22 protein-coding genes are annotated in these 24574 nt (G+C 34.0%); 19 read left to right on the forward strand and 3 right to left on the reverse strand.

What is annotated here, in order from left to right; translation table 11 throughout:
* The first annotated feature begins 142 nt into the window (after nucleotides 1-142).
* The 10 genes from AA80_RS08345 (at nucleotide 143) to eno (ending at nucleotide 10064) form a co-directional block, all read left to right on the forward strand.
* On the forward strand, nucleotides 143-1423 hold the full coding sequence (locus tag AA80_RS08345; RefSeq protein ID WP_103877318.1) for an alpha-amylase family glycosyl hydrolase: 1281 nt from the start codon (nucleotides 143-145) through the stop codon (nucleotides 1421-1423).
* A gap of 50 nt (nucleotides 1424-1473) precedes the next feature.
* Nucleotides 1474-2388 carry a signal recognition particle-docking protein FtsY gene (ftsY, locus tag AA80_RS08350; protein WP_103877319.1) on the forward strand — a complete coding sequence of 305 codons (915 nt, stop codon included), beginning with the start codon at nucleotides 1474-1476 and terminating at the stop codon, nucleotides 2386-2388.
* Nucleotides 2385-3047 (forward strand): DUF2225 domain-containing protein, encoded by a 663-nt coding sequence (locus AA80_RS08355; protein WP_103877320.1) that lies wholly within the window; start codon nucleotides 2385-2387, stop codon nucleotides 3045-3047. The genes ftsY and AA80_RS08355 overlap by 4 nt, the downstream gene beginning before the upstream one ends.
* Nucleotides 3044-4837, forward strand: a complete 1794-nt coding sequence (locus AA80_RS08360; RefSeq protein WP_103877321.1) for a LysM peptidoglycan-binding domain-containing protein — start codon at nucleotides 3044-3046, stop codon at nucleotides 4835-4837. Before AA80_RS08355 ends, AA80_RS08360 begins: the two co-directional genes overlap by 4 nt.
* Before the next feature lie 88 nt (nucleotides 4838-4925).
* On the forward strand, nucleotides 4926-5399 hold the full coding sequence (locus AA80_RS08365) for an RrF2 family transcriptional regulator (protein ID WP_103877322.1): 474 nt from the start codon (nucleotides 4926-4928) through the stop codon (nucleotides 5397-5399).
* Nucleotides 5389-6471, forward strand: coding sequence for a tRNA 2-thiouridine(34) synthase MnmA (gene mnmA, locus AA80_RS08370; protein WP_103877323.1), 1083 nt, complete (start codon nucleotides 5389-5391; stop codon nucleotides 6469-6471). Before AA80_RS08365 ends, mnmA begins: the two co-directional genes overlap by 11 nt.
* 32 nt (nucleotides 6472-6503) lie before the next feature.
* Nucleotides 6504-6992, forward strand: coding sequence for a pantetheine-phosphate adenylyltransferase (gene coaD / locus AA80_RS08375; RefSeq protein ID WP_103877324.1), 489 nt, complete (start codon nucleotides 6504-6506; stop codon nucleotides 6990-6992).
* Nucleotides 6993-7160: 168 nt separating this feature from the next.
* A complete protein-coding gene (tsf, locus tag AA80_RS08380; protein ID WP_103877325.1) occupies nucleotides 7161-7754 on the forward strand; it encodes a translation elongation factor Ts in 594 nt (197 codons plus the stop codon).
* Between the two features lie 233 nt (nucleotides 7755-7987).
* The gene (gene pyrH / locus AA80_RS08385) at nucleotides 7988-8686 is read left to right on the forward strand and encodes a UMP kinase (protein WP_103877326.1); all 699 of its coding nucleotides are present in this window, start codon (nucleotides 7988-7990) and stop codon (nucleotides 8684-8686) included.
* 79 nt (nucleotides 8687-8765) lie between these two features.
* Nucleotides 8766-10064 (forward strand): phosphopyruvate hydratase, encoded by a 1299-nt coding sequence (gene eno / locus AA80_RS08390; protein ID WP_103877327.1) that lies wholly within the window; start codon nucleotides 8766-8768, stop codon nucleotides 10062-10064.
* Nucleotides 10065-10165: 101 nt separating this feature from the next.
* Here eno and AA80_RS08395 read toward each other — a convergent pair whose 3' ends face one another.
* From AA80_RS08395 to AA80_RS08405, 3 genes are read right to left on the reverse strand one after another with little or no spacing between them, the layout of a single operon-like run.
* A complete protein-coding gene (locus tag AA80_RS08395; RefSeq protein WP_103877328.1) occupies nucleotides 10166-11245 on the reverse strand; it encodes a hypothetical protein in 1080 nt (359 codons plus the stop codon).
* A gap of 9 nt (nucleotides 11246-11254) precedes the next feature.
* Entirely contained in the window at nucleotides 11255-11764 is a 510-nt protein-coding gene (locus AA80_RS08400) for a hypothetical protein (protein WP_103877329.1), read from the reverse strand.
* Complete coding sequence (locus tag AA80_RS08405; RefSeq protein ID WP_103877330.1) at nucleotides 11764-12087, reverse strand: hypothetical protein; 324 nt, start codon at nucleotides 12085-12087, stop codon at nucleotides 11764-11766. The genes AA80_RS08400 and AA80_RS08405 overlap by 1 nt, the downstream gene beginning before the upstream one ends.
* Before the next feature lie 263 nt (nucleotides 12088-12350).
* On the opposite strand from AA80_RS08405, the gene AA80_RS08410 reads away from it, so the two are divergent.
* The 9 genes from AA80_RS08410 (at nucleotide 12351) to AA80_RS08450 (ending at nucleotide 24568) form a co-directional block, all read left to right on the forward strand.
* Nucleotides 12351-13718 (forward strand): uracil-xanthine permease family protein, encoded by a 1368-nt coding sequence (locus AA80_RS08410; protein ID WP_103877331.1) that lies wholly within the window; start codon nucleotides 12351-12353, stop codon nucleotides 13716-13718.
* Nucleotides 13719-13935: 217 nt separating this feature from the next.
* Nucleotides 13936-15402, forward strand: a complete 1467-nt coding sequence (locus tag AA80_RS08415; RefSeq protein WP_103877332.1) for a pyridoxal-phosphate dependent enzyme — start codon at nucleotides 13936-13938, stop codon at nucleotides 15400-15402.
* A 1-nt stretch (nucleotide 15403) separates the two neighbouring features.
* Nucleotides 15404-16666 carry a threonine synthase gene (gene thrC, locus AA80_RS08420; protein ID WP_103877333.1) on the forward strand — a complete coding sequence of 421 codons (1263 nt, stop codon included), beginning with the start codon at nucleotides 15404-15406 and terminating at the stop codon, nucleotides 16664-16666.
* A gap of 235 nt (nucleotides 16667-16901) precedes the next feature.
* Entirely contained in the window at nucleotides 16902-18104 is a 1203-nt protein-coding gene (locus tag AA80_RS08425) for a YgeY family selenium metabolism-linked hydrolase (RefSeq protein ID WP_103877334.1), read from the forward strand.
* Between the two features lie 14 nt (nucleotides 18105-18118).
* The gene (gene hydA / locus AA80_RS08430) at nucleotides 18119-19474 is read left to right on the forward strand and encodes a dihydropyrimidinase (RefSeq protein ID WP_103877335.1); all 1356 of its coding nucleotides are present in this window, start codon (nucleotides 18119-18121) and stop codon (nucleotides 19472-19474) included.
* A gap of 21 nt (nucleotides 19475-19495) precedes the next feature.
* Nucleotides 19496-20506 carry an ornithine carbamoyltransferase gene (locus tag AA80_RS08435; protein ID WP_103877336.1) on the forward strand — a complete coding sequence of 337 codons (1011 nt, stop codon included), beginning with the start codon at nucleotides 19496-19498 and terminating at the stop codon, nucleotides 20504-20506.
* Between the two features lie 56 nt (nucleotides 20507-20562).
* A complete protein-coding gene (locus tag AA80_RS08440) occupies nucleotides 20563-22818 on the forward strand; it encodes a xanthine dehydrogenase family protein molybdopterin-binding subunit (RefSeq protein WP_255396827.1) in 2256 nt (751 codons plus the stop codon).
* Entirely contained in the window at nucleotides 22815-23693 is an 879-nt protein-coding gene (locus AA80_RS08445; RefSeq protein ID WP_103877338.1) for an FAD binding domain-containing protein, read from the forward strand. The genes AA80_RS08440 and AA80_RS08445 overlap by 4 nt, the downstream gene beginning before the upstream one ends.
* Before the next feature lie 26 nt (nucleotides 23694-23719).
* Nucleotides 23720-24568, forward strand: a complete 849-nt coding sequence (locus AA80_RS08450; RefSeq protein ID WP_103877339.1) for an XdhC family protein — start codon at nucleotides 23720-23722, stop codon at nucleotides 24566-24568.
* Nucleotides 24569-24574 lie beyond the last annotated feature (6 nt).

Here is a 24574-nt window from a genome sequence, read left to right on the forward strand (position 1 = left end):
AAAAATCTTTATTTTCCAAATAAAAAAATTAAATTTATAGTTTTCAAATATAAATTTTAAAAAAGGGCTAGGTATTTGGTATAATCGATGATATAATATTCATTGGAATTGAGGAAAAATTACACTTTGAGGAGGTCCAACCTTGGCAATAGACTCACCTAGTTGGTTAAAAAGTTCTGTAATTTATGAAGTTTTTGTTAGAAATTATGGGAATGCTGGAACTTTTAATGATATATACAACGATATTGAACGTATTAAGGCTTTGGGAGCGGACATACTGTGGTTTATGCCTTTTTATCCTATTGGAAAGGTTGGTAGAAAAGGTACCCATGGAAGTCCATATTCTATAAAAGATTACGAAGAAATATCCAAAGAATATGGGAATAGGCAGGACTTTAAAAGATTGATAGACAAGGCACATGACAATGGAATAAAAATAATGATCGATATCGTATTCAATCATACCTCTATGGATTCGAAGTTAGTTGAAACACATCCTGAATGGTTCATGAAAGATGAAAACGGAAAATTAACAAGAAAAGTTGAGGACTGGATTGATGTTTACGATTTGGATTATCAAAATAAGGATTTATGGGATTATCTAATAAAAGTTTTGGATAGCTGGGTTGATCTTGGTGTAGATGCTTTTAGATGTGATGTTGCCCCGCTTGTACCTTTAGAGTTTTGGAAAAAAGCTAGAGAACAATTGAATCAAAGAAAGGAACTTATTTGGGTGGCTGAAACACTTGACCCAAAATTTATTCGCGATCTTAGAAGCAAACAATACAATGTTCATTCAGATTCAGAGGTATACCAAGCCTTTGACCTTACATATGATTACGATGGCTTTTACTATTTAAGAAGTTATTTTTCTGGGGAGAAAGATTTAAATTGTTATTTCGATCATGTTTTTTTGCAGGAAACAATATTTCCAAAAAATTCTATTAAAATGCGTTTTTTAGAAAATCATGATAATCCTAGAATTGCTTCTGTTTTAAAGGGAAAAGATAAGATCAAAAATTGGACTGTTTTATATAATTTTTTGCCAGGAGCTTCTTTAGTATATGCTGGTCAAGAATTAATGATGGAGAATCTACCTAACCTTTTCGAAAAGGATTCGATCAAATGGAACAAAGGGGACTATGAATTTTTAAGCTTTTTCAAAAAGATTGTTAACTTGGCCAAAGAGATCAAATCAACCTGCGAACGATTTTCTATTCGGGAGTTATCTAAGGGTATAATAATGATAAAATGGAGTGGGGATCAGGATGAATACATTACCATATTGAATTTGGAAGATAGATATGGAAAAGTACCAGTAGATTTTACTTTGTATGGAACGGATTTAATAACTAACGAAATTGTTTCTATACAGTCCTACTTTGTAATCAGCAAATTACCAATTATTATTAAAACAAGGTGAAACATTGAATGATGCAAATTAACCTAGTTTGATGTAACGGAGGTATTTGAATGGGAATTTTTGAAAAGTTCAAAAATGGTTTGAGTAAAGCGAGAAATACCGTATTTAAAAATATCAAAACTATTTTTTCAGGTAAGGTTCTTGACAATGATGTATTAGAAGAATTGGAAGAAATTTTAATAATGTCTGATATGGGTGTTGAAGTTTCCAATAAAGTATTGGAAGAGTTAAAAAGTAAATATAAAACTGATAATTCCTACAATGATCCGCTTTTATTATTGAGAGATATTTTAGTGGAAAATTTACATAAAGACGAAGTGGTTAATGATTTTCAACAAAAACCCTATGTAATACTCGTTGTCGGAGTCAACGGTAGTGGTAAAACTACAACTACTGCGAAGTTATCTAAGATGTATTCTAACCAAGGGAAAGAAGTTGTTTTAGCTGCTGCAGATACATTTAGGGCAGCTGCAATTGAGCAACTCAAAGAATGGGGTAATAGGTTAAATACCACAGTGATAGCTCATCAAAAAGGTTCAGATGCCGCCGCAGTTGTGTACGATGCAATAACGCACGCAAAATCAAAAGGCAAAGATGTAGTGTTAATAGACACCGCAGGACGTTTACATACAAAAAGCAATTTAATGGATGAATTAAAAAAAATAAGGCGTGTAGTTGAAAGGGAAGTCCCCGGTGCTCCTCATGAAACACTGTTAGTTCTTGACGGAACTACTGGTCAAAATGGGATTTCTCAAGCAAAGGCTTTCAAAGAGGCTATAGATATAACGGGGATAGTTGTAACTAAATTGGATGGAACAGCCAAAGGGGGAATAGCTTTTGCTATAAACCATGAACTCAATATTCCAATAAAGTTGGTAGGATTTGGAGAGAAAGAAGACGATTTACAAATTTTTGATCCATTGTCCTACTGTGATGCATTACTAGGTGTTGATGAAGTAGAATGAAAGATTTTATTAGAGATTTTGCAGTGTGCCCAGTATGTCAAAAAGAGTTTTCTTTTGATAAAGTAGCTTCAACGTCTATAAAAATAAGTTCTTATGATTTGGATTTGAAACCTGAATATAGAGATATTAATGTATCTCTCTATTCTTTGATTACTTGTCCCAATTGCTATTTTACTTTTCTGGAAAAAGATAAAGATTATATATACGAATACTTAACTTCTCAAAACACAGAAAAAGTTAAGCTTTTTTTGAATAAGATAAATAAACTATCCCTTCCAGAAGTAGATAATTTTTCTTCAAAAACTCATGAATTTTATCAAGTTCAACTTATGCTTGCTGCTAATATTTACGCAATTTTGGGACTACTCAGTGAAGTAATAAAAATTTTGATAAAATTTGCTTGGTACTACCGTGAACAAAATGAAGAAGAAAAAGAGTTAGGAATACTTTACTATTGTGGAAAAATTATTGAAAAGAACTATCAAACATTTTCAGAAGAGGATTATATATTTTCTTTGTTTTATCTGGGGTATATAAACTATAGACTGAATAATAAGAAGGAAGCTGCGAATTTGTTTGATTATTTGTTGAAAAATTATAATAATCCTACAAATCCATACTTAAAGGCTGCAAAATTTCTAAGGGGTGAATTAAAATGAGAAAATTTATTTGGTTTTTTTTGGTTGGTCTAGTATTTTTTCTATCTGGGTGTACAGTATTTCAACCGACTTCTCAAGAACCGACTTTGCCAAACAAAGATTTGGAGTTAATTCAAAATCATTTGGATGCGTTGGATGAGCGTTTAACTCAAATGGAAGAAAAACTTAATAGTTTATCTGACGAAATTTATCAAATTTCAAAGAACAACAGTTATGCTTATGATATGGCAAAAAGTCTAAAGGATCAATACACCTATATTGATAGTAGGGTTGTAACATTGGAAAATTATTTGTATGAAGGGCGGAGTACTGAATCTATTGATAAACTGCTAGATTTAGATCAAAGGGTTCAAAGTTTAGAGAGCCAAATTAACAATGTTTCTCAAAAAAAGGTTGATAATTTTACAAATACTGATTTAGATAAAAAATTGTTGCAATTGGAAGTTCAGATTGCAGAATTACAAAATGTTGTGAACAATATTCCCAAGAATGATCAAAAAATTCTCCTGGATACTGTGAACTCACTAATGGAAAAGGTTAATAATTTGGAAAAAAGTTTTAAAAATTCCGAATTTTACTTTTTGGAAAACGGAAATATAAAAGAGCTTGTACAACAAGAGGTAGACAAACTGAATTTAGAAAAATATGTGGAAAACATAGTGGATTACAAAACTGAAGAGACCGTTTCTAAATTTTATTATAAAAATCAGACCGCAGATATTTTGAACGTTAAAACTTTAGAAAACCAGATTTCTTCTTTAAGCAAAGAAGTAGAAATTGTAAAATATGACCTTCAAAAGGTTATTACTCAACCACCAAATTCATTAACTGAGAAATATCTTGGTCAAATACAAAATATTGAAATTAAGATCGGTCAACTTTATAGATCGGTAGGAGAGGCAGAAGCTAGTTATTTGTTTGAAAATTCAAACGAAGTAAGGTATCTAGTTAAGCCTGGGGATACCCTTATAAGCATTTCAAATGCGTTTAACTTAGGAAATAAAGGCGTTCAGATTATTCTGCAAGCCAACAATTTGCAATCCACGAATATTAAAGTAGGGCAAGAATTAATCATACCCGTGAATAATATTGAAAAGTATATCAGGTGGCCCTTCCCTAAAACATCACTTTCAAATTATGAAAATATTGTTGTGAGGTTTGGAGAAAGAAGCGCAGGTGGAGTTTCTAGCGGGATAGGAGTTTTGGTTCAAACAGAGCAAGTTTATCCGGTTTTGCCTGGCAGAGTGATAGAGACTGGAAAATTACCAAATGCCAATTGGTATATAAAAATAGACCACGGAAATTCTATTGTTAGTGTAATAGGGAATTTAAAAACTCCATATGTTGATGAAGGCAGATGGGTGGATTCGAATACATCATTAGGAATAACTCAAGCAAGTAGTATTGTAATGGTTGAATTGTGGAAGAACGGAGAACCAAGAGATCCTTTGAAACTTTTTTATAATATGATTGGAGATTTTCAGGCAACCTACTACACAGAATGGGATGACAAACTTGTCTATTCTCCAACTTTTAGGTTAACAAGGTCTGGAGAAAAACCAACTCCATACAAAACAATAGCAGCAGATCCGAATGTTTTGCCTTTAGGAACGATAGTTTATATACCTGAATTGTCGGATCTTCCAAATAAAGGGTATTTTGAGGTTCAAGATACGGGTGCCAAAGTTTTGGGGAATAAGATTGATATTTACGTAAACGATGTTAGATTAGCTAATAATAGTTTACAGAATCTAACCGTTTACGTGGTCGGTAGAAAATCCAACGTATAAGATTGAACCTATAAAAAGTATACTTGATACTTTTTTATTTAGCGTTTATTAGTAAATGAAACGTTTATTTTAAAAGGAGGAATAATACATGTCACTTACAGTCAAAAGTAGTTATGCTTTAAAGGCTTTGTTTGAATTAGCTGTATTAGCCAAAGATGAAAGAAGAGAAAAAGTGTCTATCAGAGAATTATCTGAAAGGCAAAACATACCAAAAGATTTTCTTGAAAAAATATTTATTGAATTACGTGATGCAGGAATAGTTAAATCTATTAGAGGTAAATTTGGTGGATATGCTTTAGCTAAAAATCCAGAAGATTTACGTTTGAGTGAAATTATTCAAGTTTTAGATAAACCACTTCAATCCTTTGATTGTATTGTTGGAGAATGTTCCATGGAAATAGAGTGTGCTGTTGAATTTGTTTGGAAAAGGGTTAATAATTTTATCTTGTTGGAATTAAGTAAAATGACCTTGCAAGATATAATTGATTACGGAAGAAAAATAGCAAAGATCAAGAGGTCAGAAAATGAAGGAGGTAGATTAAAAAAAATAAATGTCCAATAAAAAGGTATTAATGCTTATGAGTGGTGGGGTAGATAGCTCTGTCGCTGCCTATCTTTTAAAAGAACAAAATTATCAAGTTATAGGACTTCATTTCAAAACGGTAAGCGATGTTATTTTTTCATTGATCCCTGAAAAAAAGAAGGTTTGTTGTAGTCCTTCAGATACACAAGATGCGTTAAAAATTGCAAATAAGTTAGATCTTGACGATTTTCAGATTGTTGATATAAAAAAGGAATTTAAAGACAAAATAATCAATTATTTTATCAATACCTACAAAGAAGGTGAAACACCCAATCCTTGCATGTTATGCAACAGATTTTTTAAGTTTGGAAAGGCTTTAGAGATTGCTAATACCTACGGCGCAGATTTGGTTTCCAGTGGTCACTATTTAATAAAAGAGTATTCTAAAAAATATTCTACTTATATTATTAAAAAAGGTGTTGATCAATACAAAGATCAGTCATATTTTCTATCTTATATAGACAAAAATACTCTTCCTTATTTGTACTTTCCCTTAGGGAATATGTATAAAGTTCAAATAAGAGATATAGCAAAAAAAATAGGATTAAGTGTGGCAAATAAGCCTGACAGTCAAGAGTTGTGTTTTATTCCTGATAACGATTATAGAAGATTTCTAAAACAACATGGGGTTAACCCAAAAGAAGGAAAAGTTTACGATCTAGAAGGAAACGAAATAGGCACACACACAGGATACATGAATTACACTATTGGGCAACGTTCCGGGATAAGCTACTATAAAAATGCAGATGTGAAATTACATGTTTATAAAATAATCCCCCAAAATAATATTCTCATCGTTGCTCCTACTGAAAAAATGTATTCTAATGAGCTTATTGTACAAGACGTTAACTTTTTTGTGGATTTCGATCAAGTAGAAGGCTTTTGTAGAGTTCGAAAGAAAAGTGAAGAAAAGCCGGCAGTTGTTAATAAGATTTCTGATAATACTTTAAAAGTGAGTTTTAAAGAACCTATATTTGCTGTTACACCTGGTCAATTTGCAACAATTTATGACGAAAGTGGAGTTGTTTTAGCTTCTGGCGTAATCAATTAATTAATATTTAAAGGAATGGGGGAATTTTGATAATGGGAATTAGGGACGCAGCCTATCCAGGTAGTTTCGATCCAATAACCTTTGGACATGTGAATGTTGTCAAAAGAGCAAGTGAAAGGTTTGACAATCTTTATGTTGTTGTGGTTAATAATCCAAACAAAAAGTATCTTTTTTCTCTCCAAGAAAGGATGGAAATGGTAAAAAAGGATTTAGATGGCATAAAAAATGTTGTTGTTGATTCTTATGACGGTTTGTTGGTCGATTATTTAAAGAAAAATAAGATATATAATCTAATAAGAGGTTTAAGGGCGGTCAGTGATTACGAATATGAACTACAAATGGCAAACGCAAATCATATGCTTTTTCCAGAGTTAGAGATTTTCTTTCTCATGGCTGATACAGAATTTTCTTACATTTCTTCATCTATGATCAAAGAAATCGCCTCTTACAATGGAAGCGTTAGCAAGTGGGTATCTAAGTTTGTTGAAGCAAAGTTACAAGAAAAACTATTAAAAAAATAGTAATAAAATAATAATTTTCTTGTTTTAATATTCAATTAGTTGTGTTAAAATACAATGGTTTTATCGACCATCATGGTTGGCAGAGGAACGGAGCGGGGCGAAGGGGCGCTAACACTAGGTTTTAGAGTTTTTAAAGTCAGAATTAAAAAGCATTAGGAGGTATTTTAAATGGACGTATCAATTGAAAAAATAAAGAATCTTAGGGCTTCAACAGGAGCAGGAATGTTGGATTGTAAAAATGCTTTAGAAGAAGCTAACGGGGATATAGATAAAGCCGTTGAAATCTTGAGAAAGAAAGGTGCTATAAAAGCTGCAAAAAAAGCTGGAAGAGTCACTAATGAAGGAATTGTATACTCTTATATTCATCATAATGAAAAAATTGGTGTCTTGCTATTGTTGGGATGTGAAACTGATTTTGTAGCTAGAACAGATGATTTCCATGACTTAGCTAAGAAGATTTCTCTGCAAATTGCTTCGATGAAACCAAAATGGATTTCAAGGGAAGAAGTTCCTCGAGAAATTATCGATAAAGAAAAAGAAATTTACATGGAAGAGTTAAAAGAGTCCAACAAACCGGAAAATATCAAGGAAAAAATTGTAGAAAACAAATTAGAAAAGTTCTACACTGAAAATTGTCTTCTTGATCAAGAATATGTTTTTGGTGAAGGGGAAAGTATAAAAGATATTATTAGTTCTATGATAGCTAAAGTAGGAGAAAATATTACAGTAGATAAATTTGCTAGATTCGCAATAGGTGAATAACAAAAAGGTGGAGGTTTCCACCTTTTTTGCTCTGTTTATGAATTAGATTTACTTTCTAGTGTAATTAAGATTTTATTTTTAAAGGGAAAATCTGTGAAACTCTTTTGTCTTAGCGAAGCATGTTTTTGGACAATTTCATCATTTTGGTGGTTAGCTGCGATCTGAATGGGCTCTAACAATAATTTTTTAGAATTTTTTAAAAGACATTAATCACATTTCAAAAAGGAGGGCCTATGTACAAAAGAGTATTACTAAAATTGAGCGGGGAATCTTTGAGTGGCGAAGGGGGAAAAGGGTTTTCTGAGAAAACGTTAACATATTTGGTGAATGAGGTCAAGAAAATTCATCAGTTAAATATTAAATTGGGGATCGTTGTCGGAGCTGGAAACATATTTAGAGGGAAAGAGCTGAAAGATTTCCGAATTCAAATGGCTGATCAATTAGGAATGCTGGGCACCGTCATAAATTCACTGTATCTTAAAAACGTTTTTGAAAGCAATGGTTTGAAAAGTATCGTAGTTTCGCCCATTGTAAATTTGCCTTCTGTAATGCCGCTCAAATATGATTTTATTGAACAGTGTTTTGAAGCTGGTTATATTGTCTTATTTGGTGGGGGAACTTCCAACCCTTTGTTCACTACGGATACTGCTGCCGCCTTGAGAGCGATAGAAATGAATGCAGATATACTTATTAAAGCTACGAAGGTCGATGGTATATACGATAAAGATCCAAAATTATTCGAAGATGCCAAAAAATATGACAACATAACTTTTGAACAAGCAATTAAAGAGCAAATAAAAGTAATGGATACAGAGGCTTTTTCAATATGTAAAAAAAATAATCTTTCCATACTGATTATTAATTTTTTCAAAGAAGGGAACTTGCTTAAAGCTGTAGAAGGAGAGAATATAGGCACTAAAGTCAACTACTAACAAATTCTCATTTAAGTGCCAGTTCTATTCGAGATTTTAACAAAAATATAAAAAGATAAATTTCAGGAGGTGTTCATTAATGGAAAAGTTTTATGATGAAATAGTATCAGTAAAAGCCAGAGAGGTATTAGATTCAAGGGGAAATCCAACCGTTGAAGCCGAGGTCACATTATCTACAGGTGTAACGGGCTCAGCTATTGTTCCTTCAGGTGCTTCAACAGGTAAATTCGAAGCCTTGGAATTGAGAGATGGTAACAAAGATTATTACCTGGGAAAAGGTGTTACTAAAGCGGTGAACAACGTAAACAACATTATTGAGCAAGAAGTCGTTGGATTGAACGCCTTTGATCAAGTTAACGTTGATAGAGTGATGTTGAACTTAGATGGAACAGAAAACAAAGAAAATCTTGGCGCTAATGCAATATTAGCTGTTTCTATGGCTGTGGCAAGAGCTGCAGCAAACTCCTTAGGTCTTCCTCTTTATAAGTATTTAGGTGGAGTGAACGCCAAAGTTTTACCCATACCAATGATGAATATAGTAAACGGTGGACAACACGCTGATAATAATTTAGATATTCAAGAGTTTATGATCATGCCTGCCGGATTTGATTCATTTAAGGATGCTTTGAGGGCAGGAGCAGAGGTTTTTCATAATTTAAAAAATATTTTGAAAAAAGAAGGGCACATAACTTCTGTTGGAGATGAAGGTGGTTTTGCTCCAAATTTAAGTTCGAATGAAGAAGCTATAAAATATATTATTAGAGCCATACAAGCTGCTGGTTACGAACCTGGTAAACAAATCTTCATCGCTATGGATGCGGCTGCTTCTGAGTTTTACAATGAAGAGACAAAGAAATACTCTGTTGATGGGAAAGATATGAGTTCGAATGAATTAGCAGATTATTATATATCATTAATTGATAAATATCCTATCAAATCATTAGAAGATCCTTTCGATCAAGAGGACTGGGAAGGTTACTCTGAATTCACTGCAAAGGTGGGAGACAGGGTACAAATAGTTGGTGATGACTTATACGTTACTAATGTTAAAAGATTGCAAAAAGGTATAGATTTAAAAGCTACAAACTCTATTTTGATCAAATTGAATCAAATAGGGAGTGTAACAGAGACTCTCGATGCAATTGAATTAGCCTACAAAAATAATATGACTGCCGTTGTATCCCATCGCTCTGGTGAAACAGAAGATACCTTTATCGCTGATTTAGTTGTTGCCGTAAATGCAGGCTTTATTAAAACAGGATCCCTTTCAAGAACAGACAGGATAGCAAAATATAATCAGTTGTTAAGAATCGAAGAAGAACTCGGTACAACCGCTCAATATAGAGGATTGAACGCTTTTTATTCTATTAAGAAATAGTGAATATTTTAAGATTATTAAAAAAACCGGTGATTTCTTTTTTCACCGGTTTTTATATATATATATATATATTTCTTATAATACTTGAACGAGTTTTTTTTTCATACAAAATCAATTCTTTTTACCTGATAATTCATCTCTTTCAATTTATTTGTGAGATACTGCGTTTTTAATTTAAAATAATCGGTGTTATTCTCCAACTCAAAACTTATATAAACTTCTTTTTCCAGATTTTGTATAAGGGCATCTATAACTCCGAAGTTGTGAGTAAGAAGGATTAAATTCAATTTTTGATTCATCGCCTCTTTCTGGTAATTTTTTGAATTGTTTTGATATTCTCTATCAATCGTAAAAAATATAGGCATCCCAAAGATCGAAAAAAACATCAGTGGCGTTTTTGTTTCTAAGCTTAGATTTTTAATAGTTAAGTAAGAAATTAATGTTTTATCCACTATATTATTTTTTTTGATAATTTGGGATTCATTTTTATTAAGCAAGATATTCTTATCTTTCTCTTGCAAGGTTAATAATTCTTTCATTAGCCTTATCTCGTTCTTAGAGAAAAAATCCGGATTATCCCTTTTAGAGATATATGCTCTTATCATATCTACGATTTTATTGGCAGAATGAGAGGGAGATAAGACGAAGTTCAAGTTATCTTTAAAGGATTTTACAAGTGCAGTTACAATCTTTTCTGTTAGTTTTTTAAAGGAAGTTATTTCGCGGGTTTCCAAATTATCAAATTTTAAGTTTTTCAATTGTGTGTTTAGGGTTCGAAAAAACTCTGAAAGCCATATGGATGCTTTCATATTTTGTGTATCTGTGAACTTAGGAGTTTTAAGGTTAATAGTATCGATATTTTTAAAGTTTGGAAATTTTAAACTTAATTTAAAACCATCTGTTGATGACTCACCTAAATATTTCATCTTAATTGAAGTATCTACACTATTTGCTTTATCTTGCGATTTTAGAAAATTCAAATTCACTCTAATACCTGATTTGATATTTTGATTACTTTGATTTTCTAAAAAGAAAAAAGAATCTTTAACACCTATTATAACTATGTTATCCTTTGAATAAAGAACTGTACCTACTAATCTATTAATATTATTTTTCTTTGCGTATTCAAATAAAAAGGAATTATTTTGAGAAAAAATCAGGTTCAACAATTTGCCATACATATTTATTACCTACTCTTCAGATTCATCAAATAGTCCTAATTCCAATGATTTTTTTACAGATTTATAACGTTTAATTTTGGAAGTAACTAACTTTTCCGAAGTCAATAATTTTTCTTTCATCATTATGTACCTAACTTTATTGGGTTCAGTGAAGTACCAATTATTTTTAGAAGATGAATATTCTGGTACGTTTACCTTGTATTTTGTTCCAATTACTGCCCGTGATTCTATTTTTTCAATAGCTTTAATTTTTTTTAAATAAGTGATAGCATTTTGTGTTCTTCCAATGCTAATATTCAAATTCGAAGCTATTTCTCGCACGCTAGTATGGGTAACTGTATGATCGTATCCAAGCCCGTAGCTCATGTTGTACAAGTATAGATATACCTTTGCAAAGGAAGATGGAGTTAGTTGCAATATGTACATAAGTACCTTTTCTGGAATCTGTATAAAAGGTCTAACGGGTCTATATTCAAATAAATTTACTTTAGTATCTTTTTCCCCACTTGTTCTAGGCATTAGCTTTTTTCCTCCCATTCTTCTTTACTGATAACTTCCCCATTTTCAAGGATGTATTCTTTTAATTTATAATTTCTATCAAAAGTGGCAGAAAGGTGTATTTTGTTAAAACAGTTTGAACCTATATATTCTTTATTTATTTTGTACTCACCTGTATCGTAATCCGTAATAAAATCGTATCCTTTTCTAAGATGACTTCTGAATTTTTCTCCACATTTTGAACATTTGAAATATATAACTATTGCATTTTTTTCATCGTAAAAAGCAGTGTTATTAGAAGTTTTGAAATTGTTTGACCTGTTTCTTTTAAAAAAGTTAAACATTGCGAATGTCCTCCTTTTTGAAAAACTCAATTATTTTTTAAAATGTACAATTAATTCTTAATCGATATTCAGATTATATCATAATTTATACGTTAAGTTAAATATATCAGATTATGGACAATTAGAAAAAACTAACGGTAAATGAAATCAATTAAACGCGAAAAACTAAAGAAAACATTACTTGAAAATAAAACAAAATTAAAGTATAATAAAAGTTAAAGTTTAATTAAAAATCACATTCAATTCTAAAGGGGTGATTATTAATGGAAGATAGCACAACAAAGATCGTAGAAGTAGAAGAAGAGAGAGAAACAGGAACAGAATTTTTATACAAGCTTGAAGACAAACCTCCTTTTTATGAGACCGTTGTTCTGAGTATTCAGCATGTGTTAGCGATGTTTGTAGGTATCATCACTCCACCCTTGATTATTGCGGGTGTGGCAGATCTAAATCCTTTGGAAACCGGATATTTTGTAAGCATGGCTTTGATTATTTCTGGGGTAACTACTTTTTTTCAAGTAAAACAATTAGGACCTTTTGGTAGCGGTCTATTGGCAGTACAAGGAACAAGTTTTACCTTTGTTCCCATGGCAATTGTTGCAGCCAATGTAGGAGGATTACCTTTAGTACTTGGTATGGCTCTTATTACTTCTCCAGTTGAAATGATTTTGAGTAGGTTTTTAACACAAACTAGAAAAATTTTCCCTCCTGTAGTGTCCGGCACAGTTGTCATGTTAATAGGTTTAGGGCTGATACGAGTAGCTATAACAGATATTGGTGGAGGGGCTGGAGCAACCAATTTTGGGAGTGCTCAAAATTTATCCATGGCTTTGTTTGTATTATTAGTCATTGTAATTGCAAATGTATATGGGAAAGGTATTATAAAAGTAGGAGCTATAGCAATTGGTTTAGTAGTAGGATACCTCGTTGCAATACCGCTGGGTATGGTGAATTTTGCTCCAATTGTAGAAGCTGGATGGGTAACAGTCCCTATCCCATTAAAATATGGGTTATCATTTAATTGGGCACTTATCATTCCTTGGATTTTAGCTTATATTATTACTACAATTGAAACAGTAGGTGACTTGACAGCAATTGCAGAAGTTAGTTGTGAACCAATTGAAGGTGAAGTACACGATAAAAGATTAAAAAGAGGAGTTTTATTAGATGGTGTGGGTAGCGCTTTAGCAGCTATTTTCAACACCCTTCCTAACACAACTTTTAGTCAAAATACTGGAGTTATACAATTTAGTAAGATTGCGAGTCGAGTCGTTGGATATGGTGTGGCACTTGTTTTGATACTATTAGGTATCTTTCCTAAGATTGGTGCTTTAGTGAGTGTTATGCCTAAACCTGTTTTAGGGGGGGCGACTATAGCACTCTTTGGAATGGTTGCAATGGCAGGGATGAGAATAGCGGTAAAAGATGGACTAAACGATAAAAAAATGTTTATATTAGCATTTTCTTTAGCTTTGGGATTAGGAGTTACATTTAGGCCCGATATAGTGAATCAATTACCTGAATGGATGTCAGTTATCTTTTCTTCTAACATTACTGTTGGATTTTTAACCGCTTTTATTTTAAATCTCATTATACCAGAACCCAAAAAAATGAATCAGAATAAGGCCTGAGTCTGCGGAGTACTTTATCCAGATAAATTTAATTGTTAATACATATGATCGTTTATATATCGTTCAGAATAAGATTTTAATTATTCAATCAAAAAGAGTTATAATAATAATTTAACCAAGAAAAAAGATTTTGATTTTAAAGAGGTATCAAGGTTAACCCGTGTGGTTTCTTTTGGAAGATAATTCAAAAAATATTTAAAAACCAAGGAGGAATAAGATGATAGATTTTAGTATTGACAAAGAGGTACTCAAAAAAGCGGTAGAAAGAGCTAAAGAGAATAATATTATTATACCAACCTTTGAACAAATGCGAGATCCAACCTTGATCCCTGATAAAATCAAACAAAAGCTTAAGAATATAGGACTATGGGATGTTAACTCATACAACTTATTTAGAATAACTTGGAAAAACGAACCGATTGCAAAAGGTGGTTTATATGGCAATGTAAATTACTTTGAGTTACCATCTGAGTTAACAGGCGTTAAAGCTCGAATAGTGGCATTAGTCGGTAAATGGTTCCCAACTGGTTCACACAAGGTTGGTTCCACATTTGGTTGCCTTGTACCAAGGCTTGTAACGGGTCAATTTGATCCTACTACTCAAAAAGCCGTTTGGCCTTCAACAGGTAATTACTGTCGTGGAGGTGCCTATGACGCTCAGCTTTTGGGATGTGAATCCATAGCTATATTGCCTGAAGGTATGAGTAGAGAAAGATTCGAATGGTTATCAAAAGTTGCAGGGGAAGTAATTGGAACACCCGGAAGCGAGAGCAATGTAAAAGAGATATTTGATAAATGTAATGAATTAAAGTCTACTCACAACAATGTGGTTATTTTCAACCAGTTCGATGAAATGGGCAATCGTTTGTGGCATTATGTAGTTACAGGTCCCGCTATGGAAGAAGTCTTACAAAAAATTATGGGGGAAAAAGACAGATTGGCAGGAACCGTCCTCACTTCAGGATCATCTGGAACGTTAGGTTCAGGAGAATATTTAAAATCTATATACCCGAATAGTAAATTAGCTGTCTCGGAGGCGCTGCAGTGTCCTACCTTATTGTACAACGGATTTGGTGCCCATCGAATTGAGGGAATAGGAGATAAACATGTGCCTTGGATCCATAACGTTAAAAATACCGATATGGTTATGGCGATAGATGATAATGATGCTATGAATTTAATAAGGCTTTTCAATGAACCTGAAGGAAAAGAGTACTTAAGAAAACAAGGAGTTCCTTCATCTGTTGTAGATAATTTATCTTTACTTGGAATCTCTTCTATTGCAAATGTTCTGTCCGCTATAAAATTTGCCAAATACTATGAATTAACGGATAAAGATGTTGTGATGACAGTATTCACTGATTCAATGGAATTATATCGCTCAAGACTTAAAGAGTTACAAGAACAAAAGGGTAGATACAGTGAACAACAGGCTGCTATAGATTTTAACAGGCATTTGATGGGGGTAAAAACAGACTTTATTCAAGAATTGAGTTATTATGATAAAAAAAGAATACATAATTTGAAATACTATACTTGGATAGAACAGCAGGGTAAAGAACTAGATGAATTAAACGAGCAATGGTACAACGATGAAGAATACTGGGGTAACGCATTTGAAATTGCAGACAAAATAGATCAACTAATAATAGAATTTAACAAAAAAACAGGATTGTTAGACTAGATTGGAGGGGAGAAAACTGAAATATGTAAAAGATTTGGTGTGTATTTCTTGTAGGGAAAAATACGAAGCTTTGCCTACACAATATCTTTGCCCAAAATGTGGAGAAAAAGGTATTTTAGATGTTGAATATGATTATGAAAAAATAAAAAAAGATTGGAACAAGCAAGATTTAAAAGCGAATCCCGATCCATCTATATGGAGATATTCACCGCTCTTACCAATAGATCCTAACACCCCTAAACCACCTTTGAGGGTGGGAGGAACGCCTCTATACAAAAGTAATATTATGGCAAAGCTACTAGGTATAGAAACTATTTACATAAAGGATGATGGTTTAAACCCAACAGGTTCATTGAAAGATAGAGCCTCGGCTATAGGTGTTGTAAAAGCACAAGAGGCGGGCATGAACATCGTTGCCTGTGCTTCCACTGGGAACGCTGCCTCTTCGTTGGCGGGGAACATAGCGTCTATGGGAAATGAAATGAAGGCTGTTATTTTTGTTCCCTCGCGAGCCCCCATCGGAAAGGTCACTCAGTTGTTAGTTTTTGGAGCTTTGGTTTTATCAGTAAAGGGGTCTTATGAAGAAACTTTTTATCTCTCCCAAGAAGCTATTGATAAGTGGGGATGGTATAACAGAAACGCTGCTATTAACCCTTATTTAGTTGAGGGCAAAAAAACCGCTTCGATAGAAATAGCCGAACAATTAAACTGGCAAATGGTTGATTGGTTAGTTTACTCTGTGGGAGATGGTTGTACACTAGCAGGTGCTTGGAAAGGAATGTATGATTTAAAACAAATAGGTTTCATTGATAAGTTACCGAGGTTATTAGGAGTACAATCTGAAGGTTGTGCACCAATAACTGAAGCTTTTAACAAAGGTACAGAACTGATTCCTGTTCCAGAAAACACAATCGCGGATAGTATTGCTGTTGGAAAACCTCGAAATTATATAAAAGCCATCAAGGCTGTTAAAGATTCTAATGGTGATATGATCAACGTAACAGATGAGGAAATATTAGATATGATGAAAGTTTTAGGTAAGAATACTGGCATTTTTGGTGAGCCAGCGGGAGTTGCAGGAGTGGCTGGTATAAAAAAGGCTGTTGAAAAAGGTATAATAAAACCTTCTGAAAGTGTTGCAGTTGTTGTTACTGGCAATGGATTAAAGGATATAAAAAATGCTGAAAAAGCTGTAGGAGCCCCTTTAACTGTGCAACCTAATTTAAAAAAATTATCCCAATTATTAAAGGATTATAATTTTTAATAATTTATTTAATACATGAACGATATATTTTAGTATCATAAATCAAAACACAATAATCAATATAAAAATAAAATCATTTCCAAAAATTAGATGGTGAAGCCATACTCTTTTATCCTTATATTGGGAGGCTGCGGGGCGAAGGGACGCTAAATTAGATATAACTTACATTTTAAAGAGCTTTTTTTAGTTCTTAAAAACAGCGAACTATCAAATAAAAGGGGGTTCATCAAAATATATGAATTACAAACAAATACTATCAAAAGCAGAAGAGTATAAAAAAGATATGACTAAATTTCTTAGGGACATGATTGCTATTCCAAGTGAAAGCGGAAAAGAAAAAGAAGTTATTTTACGAATTAAAGAGGAGATGGAAAAAGTTGGTTTTGACCGAATAGACATTGATCCTATGGGGAACATCCTAGGTTACATTGGCAGTGGGAAACACTTAATTGCTATGGATGCACATATCGACACAGTAGGTATTGGAGATATAAATTTATGGAACTACGATCCGTATCAAGGTTACGAAGACGAAGAAATTATTGTTGGAAGAGGAGCAAGTGATCAAGAAGGTGGTATGGCTTCTATGGTATACGGAGCCAAAATTATCAAAGATTTAGATTTATTTGATGATTATACACTATTAATTACTGGAACGGTTCAAGAAGAAGATTGTGATGGACTTTGTTGGCAATATATCATCGAAGAAGATAAAATTAAGCCTGAATTTGTTGTTATTACTGAACCAACCTCTTGCAATATATATAGAGGCCAACGAGGGCGTATGGAAATAAAAGTATCGACTCATGGTATTAGTTGTCATGGTTCAGCTCCTGAAAGAGGAGATAACGCTATATATAAAATGGCTGACATCATAAAAGAGCTCCAAGTATTACACACTTGTTTAAAAAATGATGACTTCTTAGGAAAAGGCAGTTTGACAGTTTCAGAAATTTTCTTTTCTTCTCCTTCCAGATGTGCGGTTGCAGATGGTTGTTCGATATCTATAGATAGAAGGTTGACTTGGGGAGAAAGTTGGAACGATGCTTTAAAAGAGATTAAAACCTTACCTTCATCTGAGAAACATGACGCTGATGTGGAACTTTACACCTATGAAAAACCGTCCTACACTGGATTAGTATATCCCACACAAGCGTATTTTCCTGCCTGGGCACTATCCGAAGATCATCCTGCATGTAAAACTCTCATAGAAGCATATCAAAGCTTATTTGAAGAAAAACCATTGGTAGATAAATGGACTTTTTCCACCAATGGTGTTTCTATAATGGGAAGGTATGGTATACCGTGTGTTGGATTCGGTCCAGGACATGAAGATCAAGCTCATGCCCCTAACGAAAAAACTTGGAAAAGCGAGTTAGTGAAGGCTGCTGCAATGTATGCATGCGTTCCTAAATTGTACGCTCAAAAATACTTGTAAAAGGAAGGATTGAGGTGTTAATCAAAAACGGTCTTGTTGTTACTGCCACAAAAACCGAAAAAAAGGACATTAGAATAGTAGGAGAGAAAATAAAAGAAATAGAAGCTAAGTTAGACCCATATATGGACGAAGAATTAATAGATGCAAGTGGAAAGTATATTTTTCCTGGCATCATAGATAGCCATACACATTTCAGTTTACACGCTAGAGGTATAACCAGTATAGATGATTTCTACTGGGGAGGTCGATCGGCTGCTTTGGGTGGAGTGACCACACACATAGATTTTGCCGATATGGAAGATTCTTCTTTAATGAAGGGGTTAGAAAAAAGATTTGAAGAAACTAGAGATTCCGTGATCGATTTTCATTTTCACATGGTTATTAACAACAGCTTCAATCCACTTGAGCAAAATCATCAACTTAAAGAGATCCGAGATTTTGGCATATCTAGTTTAAAAGCATTCACCACCTACAGAAATATATATATGTTGTCTTCTGACAAATGGGAACCTTTATTTAAAGCAGCTTCAGAAAATGACTTAATAGTAGCTGTTCATGCTGAAGATGATGAAATTATAGAAAAAAATATAATGAAATTCCAGAAAGAAAATAAACTAGATGTTCGATATCATCCAGATATTCGTCCAAGCGAAGCTGAACAAAAGGCTGTTAAAGAAATTTGTGAAATTGCTTATAAAACTAATGCTTCACTATATATCGTACATCTTTCTTCTGAAAAAGGCTATCAGGTTGTAAAAGATTACAAGAAATTAGAAGATTTTAAATTGTATGTTGAAACCACCCCCCATTATCTTTTGTTAACTATGGAATTATTAAATGGCCCTAAAGCTAGACTTTATCTTATGACTCCTCCTTTGAGGGGAAAAAAAGATAACGAAGCTTTGTGGGAAGGTGTTAAAAAAACCTTTATAGACGTAATTGCCACAGATCATTGCGCCTACAACGCAGAACAAAAATCAAAGGGTGAAAATTCATTGGATATATTTCCTGGTATTCCAGGAGTAGAAACACTTCTCCCTTTGATTTATACATATGGGGTAAATAAAGGATTAATTTCTATCAACCGATTGGTTGAGCTGCTTTCAACCAATCCTGCAAAAATTTTTAAATTATATCCAAAAAAAGGAACAATATCTTTGAATTCAGACGCTGATTTAGTTATTTTCGATCCAAATTTAAAGCAGGTATTAAATAGTTTTAACACTCATTCAAAAGCTGGATACACTCCTTTTGAAGGATTTGAAGTAGAAGGAATCCCTATTACGACCATTTTAAGGGGAAAGGTAATTGTAAAAGATAGAAAATTCATAGGAGAAAAAGGATTTGGAAGGTTCGTAAAAGCCATATAATATTATATTGGAGGAGATAAAATGAATACACTTTTTAGGGGAAAGGATTTTATAACTACACAAGAGTGGACTGAAGAAGAATTAGAAACTGTCTTTGAAGTATCCAAAGAACTTAAACTAAGATTTGCACTGGGAGAACCTACGGATCATTTATTAAGATCAAAAACTATCTTTATGATGTTTTTTGAACAATCTACTAGAACTCGAAACTCTATAGAAGCAGGTATCACACAACTTGGTGGACATGCTCATGATCTGACACCGGATAAGATGCAACTTTCTCACGGTGAATCAGCAAAGGATACTGCAATTGTTTTGAGTCGCTTTGGACACGCAATAGCAATAAGAAACTGTTTTTTCGGAATTGGTAACAATTACATGAGAGAGGTTGCAAAATATGCGGATGTACCTGTTATTAACCTTCAAGATGATTTCTACCATCCTTTACAAGGTTTGGCGGATTTGATGACAATAAAAGAAAAATGTGGTAATGATCTTAGAAATATTAAAGTTACTATATCTTGGGCTTACGCCACATCCCATGCAAAACCATTGTCTGTACCTCAAACACAGGCATTATTATTTACAAGGTACGGAATGGACGTGACTATAGCCCATCCAAAAGAATTTCCACTTATGTCAGAGATCATCGAACAAGCAAAGCAAAACGCAGAAAAACATGGTGGAAGTTTAAAGTTCACAAACAATATGGATGAGGCATTCGATGGAGCTCAAATTGTTATTCCAAAGAACTGGGGTGGATTTTTAGGGGTGGAAAATCCTGATACGGATGAAGGGAAAAAACAGATGAAGGAAAACCTTGAAAAACACAAAGATTGGATCTGTGATGAAAGAAGAATGTCCTTAGCCGATAAAGATGTTCTCTATATGCACGCGATGCCAGCAGACAGAGGCAAAGAAGTAACTGATCCTGTTATTGACGGTCCTCATTCAATAATATATGACGAGGCAGAAAACCGTTTACATACAGCAAAAGCAATCATGGCTTTGACTATGGGAGGAAGGCCCTAAACATTATTTGGAGGTGAACGATCATTTTTAAAAGTGTCAATCAACCAAAAAAACGAATCGACGCATACGAAAAGGTAACAGGAAAAGCTAAATTTGCTGATGATTTAGAATTTCCAAATATGTTGTATGCAAAAGTACTAAGATCTAAGTATCCTTCTGCAAGAATATTGAACATAAACTTAGATGAAGCCGAAAAAATTGTTGGAGTAAAAGCCATTATAACTGCAAAAGATATACCAAATAACGAATTTGGTGTTATTATCCCCGATCAGCAGGTGTTAGCTAAAGAAAGAACTTACTTCATAGGGGATGGAATAGCGGTTGTTGCCGCAGAAACTCCAGAGTTAGCAAAAAAGGCGGTTGAAAGTATAAAAGTAGAATACGAGGAGATCCCTGGGATTTTTGATCCATTAGAGTCAAAAAATGCATTACCTATCCATGAAGATAAAGATAATAATCAGGTCATTCATCACAAACTCAGAAAGGGCAACGTAGAAGAAGGATTTAAAAGATCTGATGTAATTTTAGAAAGAGAGTATAAAACCCAATTTGTTGAGCATGCCTACATGGAGCCCGAGGTTGTAATTGCCGTTCCTTATGAGAACAATAGTGTAGTTACAATATATGGTTCCATACAAAATCCTTTTGCTTGCCGTAACGCAGTTGCCTCTGTTCTTAAAATAGGGTTCAACCAAGTTAGAATAGTTCAAAATCACATAGGTGGTTCATTTGGTGGCAAGGATGAAGTAATTTCTTCTATGTCTGCTCGAGCTGCTGTTTTGGCTTTGAAAACGAATAGACCTGTAAAGTTAAAAAACACAAGGGAAGAATCAGTTATCGAAAGTTATAAGAGGCATCCTTACAATATGAGGTACAAAGTAGGGGCTACAAAAGAAGGCAAGCTACTGGCTATGGAAATAGAGGCAATCGCTGACAGTGGAGCTTACGCGTGCCAAACTCCTTTTGTTACTTGGAGGTCTGTTGTTCAAGCAACTGGTCCTTACGAAATTCCAAATGTTAAGACCGATACTTATGGATATTATACTAACAACGTCTACACTGGAGCCATGCGAGGATATGGATCCCCTCAAGTCATATTTGCCAATGAATCTTTAATGGATGAACTGGCTCAAGAACTCGGAATGAACCCTTTAGAACTTCGATTAAAAAATATTTTTCATGACAATTCCGAAACAGCAAGTGGTCAAAAGCTTGATAATCACAAAGTTAGCCTCGAAGAGGTAATAAAAAAGGCTGCTGATTCGATCAATTTTTTGGAAAAGTACAAAGAGTACAGTAAAGAACAAAAAGCTGACAAAAGAAAAGGGATAGGTATGGCTATAAGTTACAGAGGCTGTAGTTTAGGAGCAGAAGCTGTAGATGCTGCTGGTGTCATATTATCCATACAAAAAGATGGAACATTATATTTCTATAGTGGTTTGGCTGAAAACGGACAAGGTCTTAAAACAGCCTTCTCTCAAATTGTAGCTGAAGAATTAGGGATCGATATTGAAAAGATCAACTTCATGGTCGTTGATACATTAATTTCTCCAGATAGCGGTTCTACGGTAGCTTCTCGTGCAACATTGGTTGGAGGGAATGCAACGCTCGATGCGGCAAAAAAGCTTAAGAAGAAATTAACTGATTTTCTTATAGAAAAGTATAATTCATCCCACAAAGAATTAATATTTAAAGACAATTCGATTTATACTCCCGATCAAGAAAAATTAATGTCTTTTGATGAAGCTGCTTCCAGTGCATACAACTCTGGCGTCTTTTTATCTTCATATGGTTGGTACAAAGCTCCGAAGATAAGTTGGGATGAAGAAACAGGGCAAGGCAGACCCTATTTTACATATGTTTATGGATGTCAGATAGCAGAAGTTGAAGTTGATATAGGTACAGGTGAGATAAAAGTGCTTAAAATGGTAGCTGCTCACGATGTTGGAAGGTCTATCAATCCTGCGAATGTTTTAGGTCAATTTTATGGTGGAATATCAATGGGCCTCGGATATGGGATCATGGAAGAGCTGGATATAAACGAGGGATACATCAACAACACCAATTTTGACGAATATTTGGTACCCACAGTTAAAGATATGCCCGATATAACTCCTATTATCGTTGAAAATCCTGATCCTAACGGACCTTACGGTGCAAAATCTATAGGAGAGCCTACTTTGGAGTTAGGGGCAGCTGCAATAGCAAATGCGGTTGCTCAAGCAACTGGGAAAAGAATAAGATCTTTGCCCATAAACTTAGAGAAAATTGTTGTAGGTCATTCTTTGAAAAAAGGAAGGAAGAAAAAATGATTGAATATGATTTTTTAATTGCTAAAGATGTTGATTCTGCTTTGGAATATTTGCACAAATATGAAAGTATAAAGGTATTAGCTGGTGGAACTGATTTACTGGTTGATATACATAAAGAAAGTTCTAGATTAGAAAAATTTGATTATATTTTAGATATTTCCAATATCAAAGCACTTCAATTTATAGATGAAACGGAAGACTCTGTAGAGTTAGGACCTTTGTGTACACATACAATGTTGATCAACTCAAACATTATTAACAAACATTTTCCATTTCTTGTAACCGCAGCAAAAAGTATAGGATCTACCCAGATTAGAAACAGAGGTACCGTTGGAGGGAATATATCCAACGCCTCTCCTGCAGCAGATTTAATTCCTCCTTTGATGGCTTTAAATTCTGAAATAGAGCTGAGCTCTGTAAGAGGGAGGAGACTCGTAAAATTAGAAAATTATATTGTAGGTCCTTACAAGACTGTCAAAAATAATGATGAACTCGTAACCAAAATAATAATACCAAAAGTAGATGGAAATTATCGATTCAGTTTTCAAAAAATTGGAAGAAGAAGAGCTTTGAATATAGCAAGACTAAACTTAGCTATTGTTGCAAAAATAAATGAACAAAACTCAGAAATTGAAGATATAAGAATCGTACCAGGTTCTGCAACACCTTTTCCGGTAAGATTTAAGAATATAGAAGGGGAAATACTAAATCAAAAAGTTAATCAATTAAATTTGGAAGAATTAGCAAAAAAAATCGGCGACGAAATGGTGAAAATAACTGGCGAAAGATGGTCTACTCCCTACAAAAAACCAGCCTTAGGTGCAATTTTCAAAAAGGCGATTATAGAGGTTACAAACTCAAACCGAAAATTTTGAAATTGGTAAAGTGAGGTGAAACGCATATGAACGAAGAGATTCTAAAAGCAATAGATCAGGCTCTTAAAGAAGGACCTGTAGGGGTTTTGTGCACAGTCGTTGAAGAAAAGGGATCTACTCCTCGCAGTATGGGAGCCAAAATGTGGGTTGCTGGAGACGGCAGTACAATTGGAACCATAGGAGGAGGTATAGTCGAACATCACGTAATCGAGGAAGCCCTCAATTTACTTAAAAGCGATGCTCAAGTTCGTTTATATAGGGAATCGCTCAACGCAAAAGAAGCTGGAGATGAAGGTGCCATATGTGGGGGTAGTTTGGGAGTGTTCCTCGAAGTAATAGGGCAGAATCGAGAAGTTGTTATTTTCGGTGCAGGACACGTGGGTAAGGCTTTGGCTCGTGTGGCGACCTTAACTGGCTACAAGGTAACCGTATGGGACGATCGAAGAGATTTTGCAAATGAGGATAATATACCCTGGGGACATGTGGTTTGCTCTCCGTTAAAAGAGGCCTTGGATAATGAAATACGCTTACACAACAAAAGTTATGTTGTGGTGGTAACGAGGGGACATGCTGTTGACAAAGAGGTAGTACAATCCCTTGAAAATAAACCTTTTGCCTATCTTGGCGTCATAGGCTCAAAGCACAAGATTGCTGAAACGAAGAAAAATCTGCTCAAAGTTGGTGTGTCCCAACACTTTTTGGACAAGATCTATGCCCCCATAGGTCTACCAATTAAGGCAGAAACGCCAGAAGAATTAGCCATATCGATACTTGCTGAATTAATAGCTGTGGAAAAAGGTGCTGATTTAGATACACTCCGTCTTCCATTCTACAACACAATTGGAAGCAAAGAAACAAGCAGTGTACAAAATTGATTGAAA

The organism is Petrotoga sibirica DSM 13575 (assembly GCF_002924625.1).
GTDB classification, from domain to species: Bacteria; Thermotogota; Thermotogae; order Petrotogales; family Petrotogaceae; genus Petrotoga; species Petrotoga sibirica.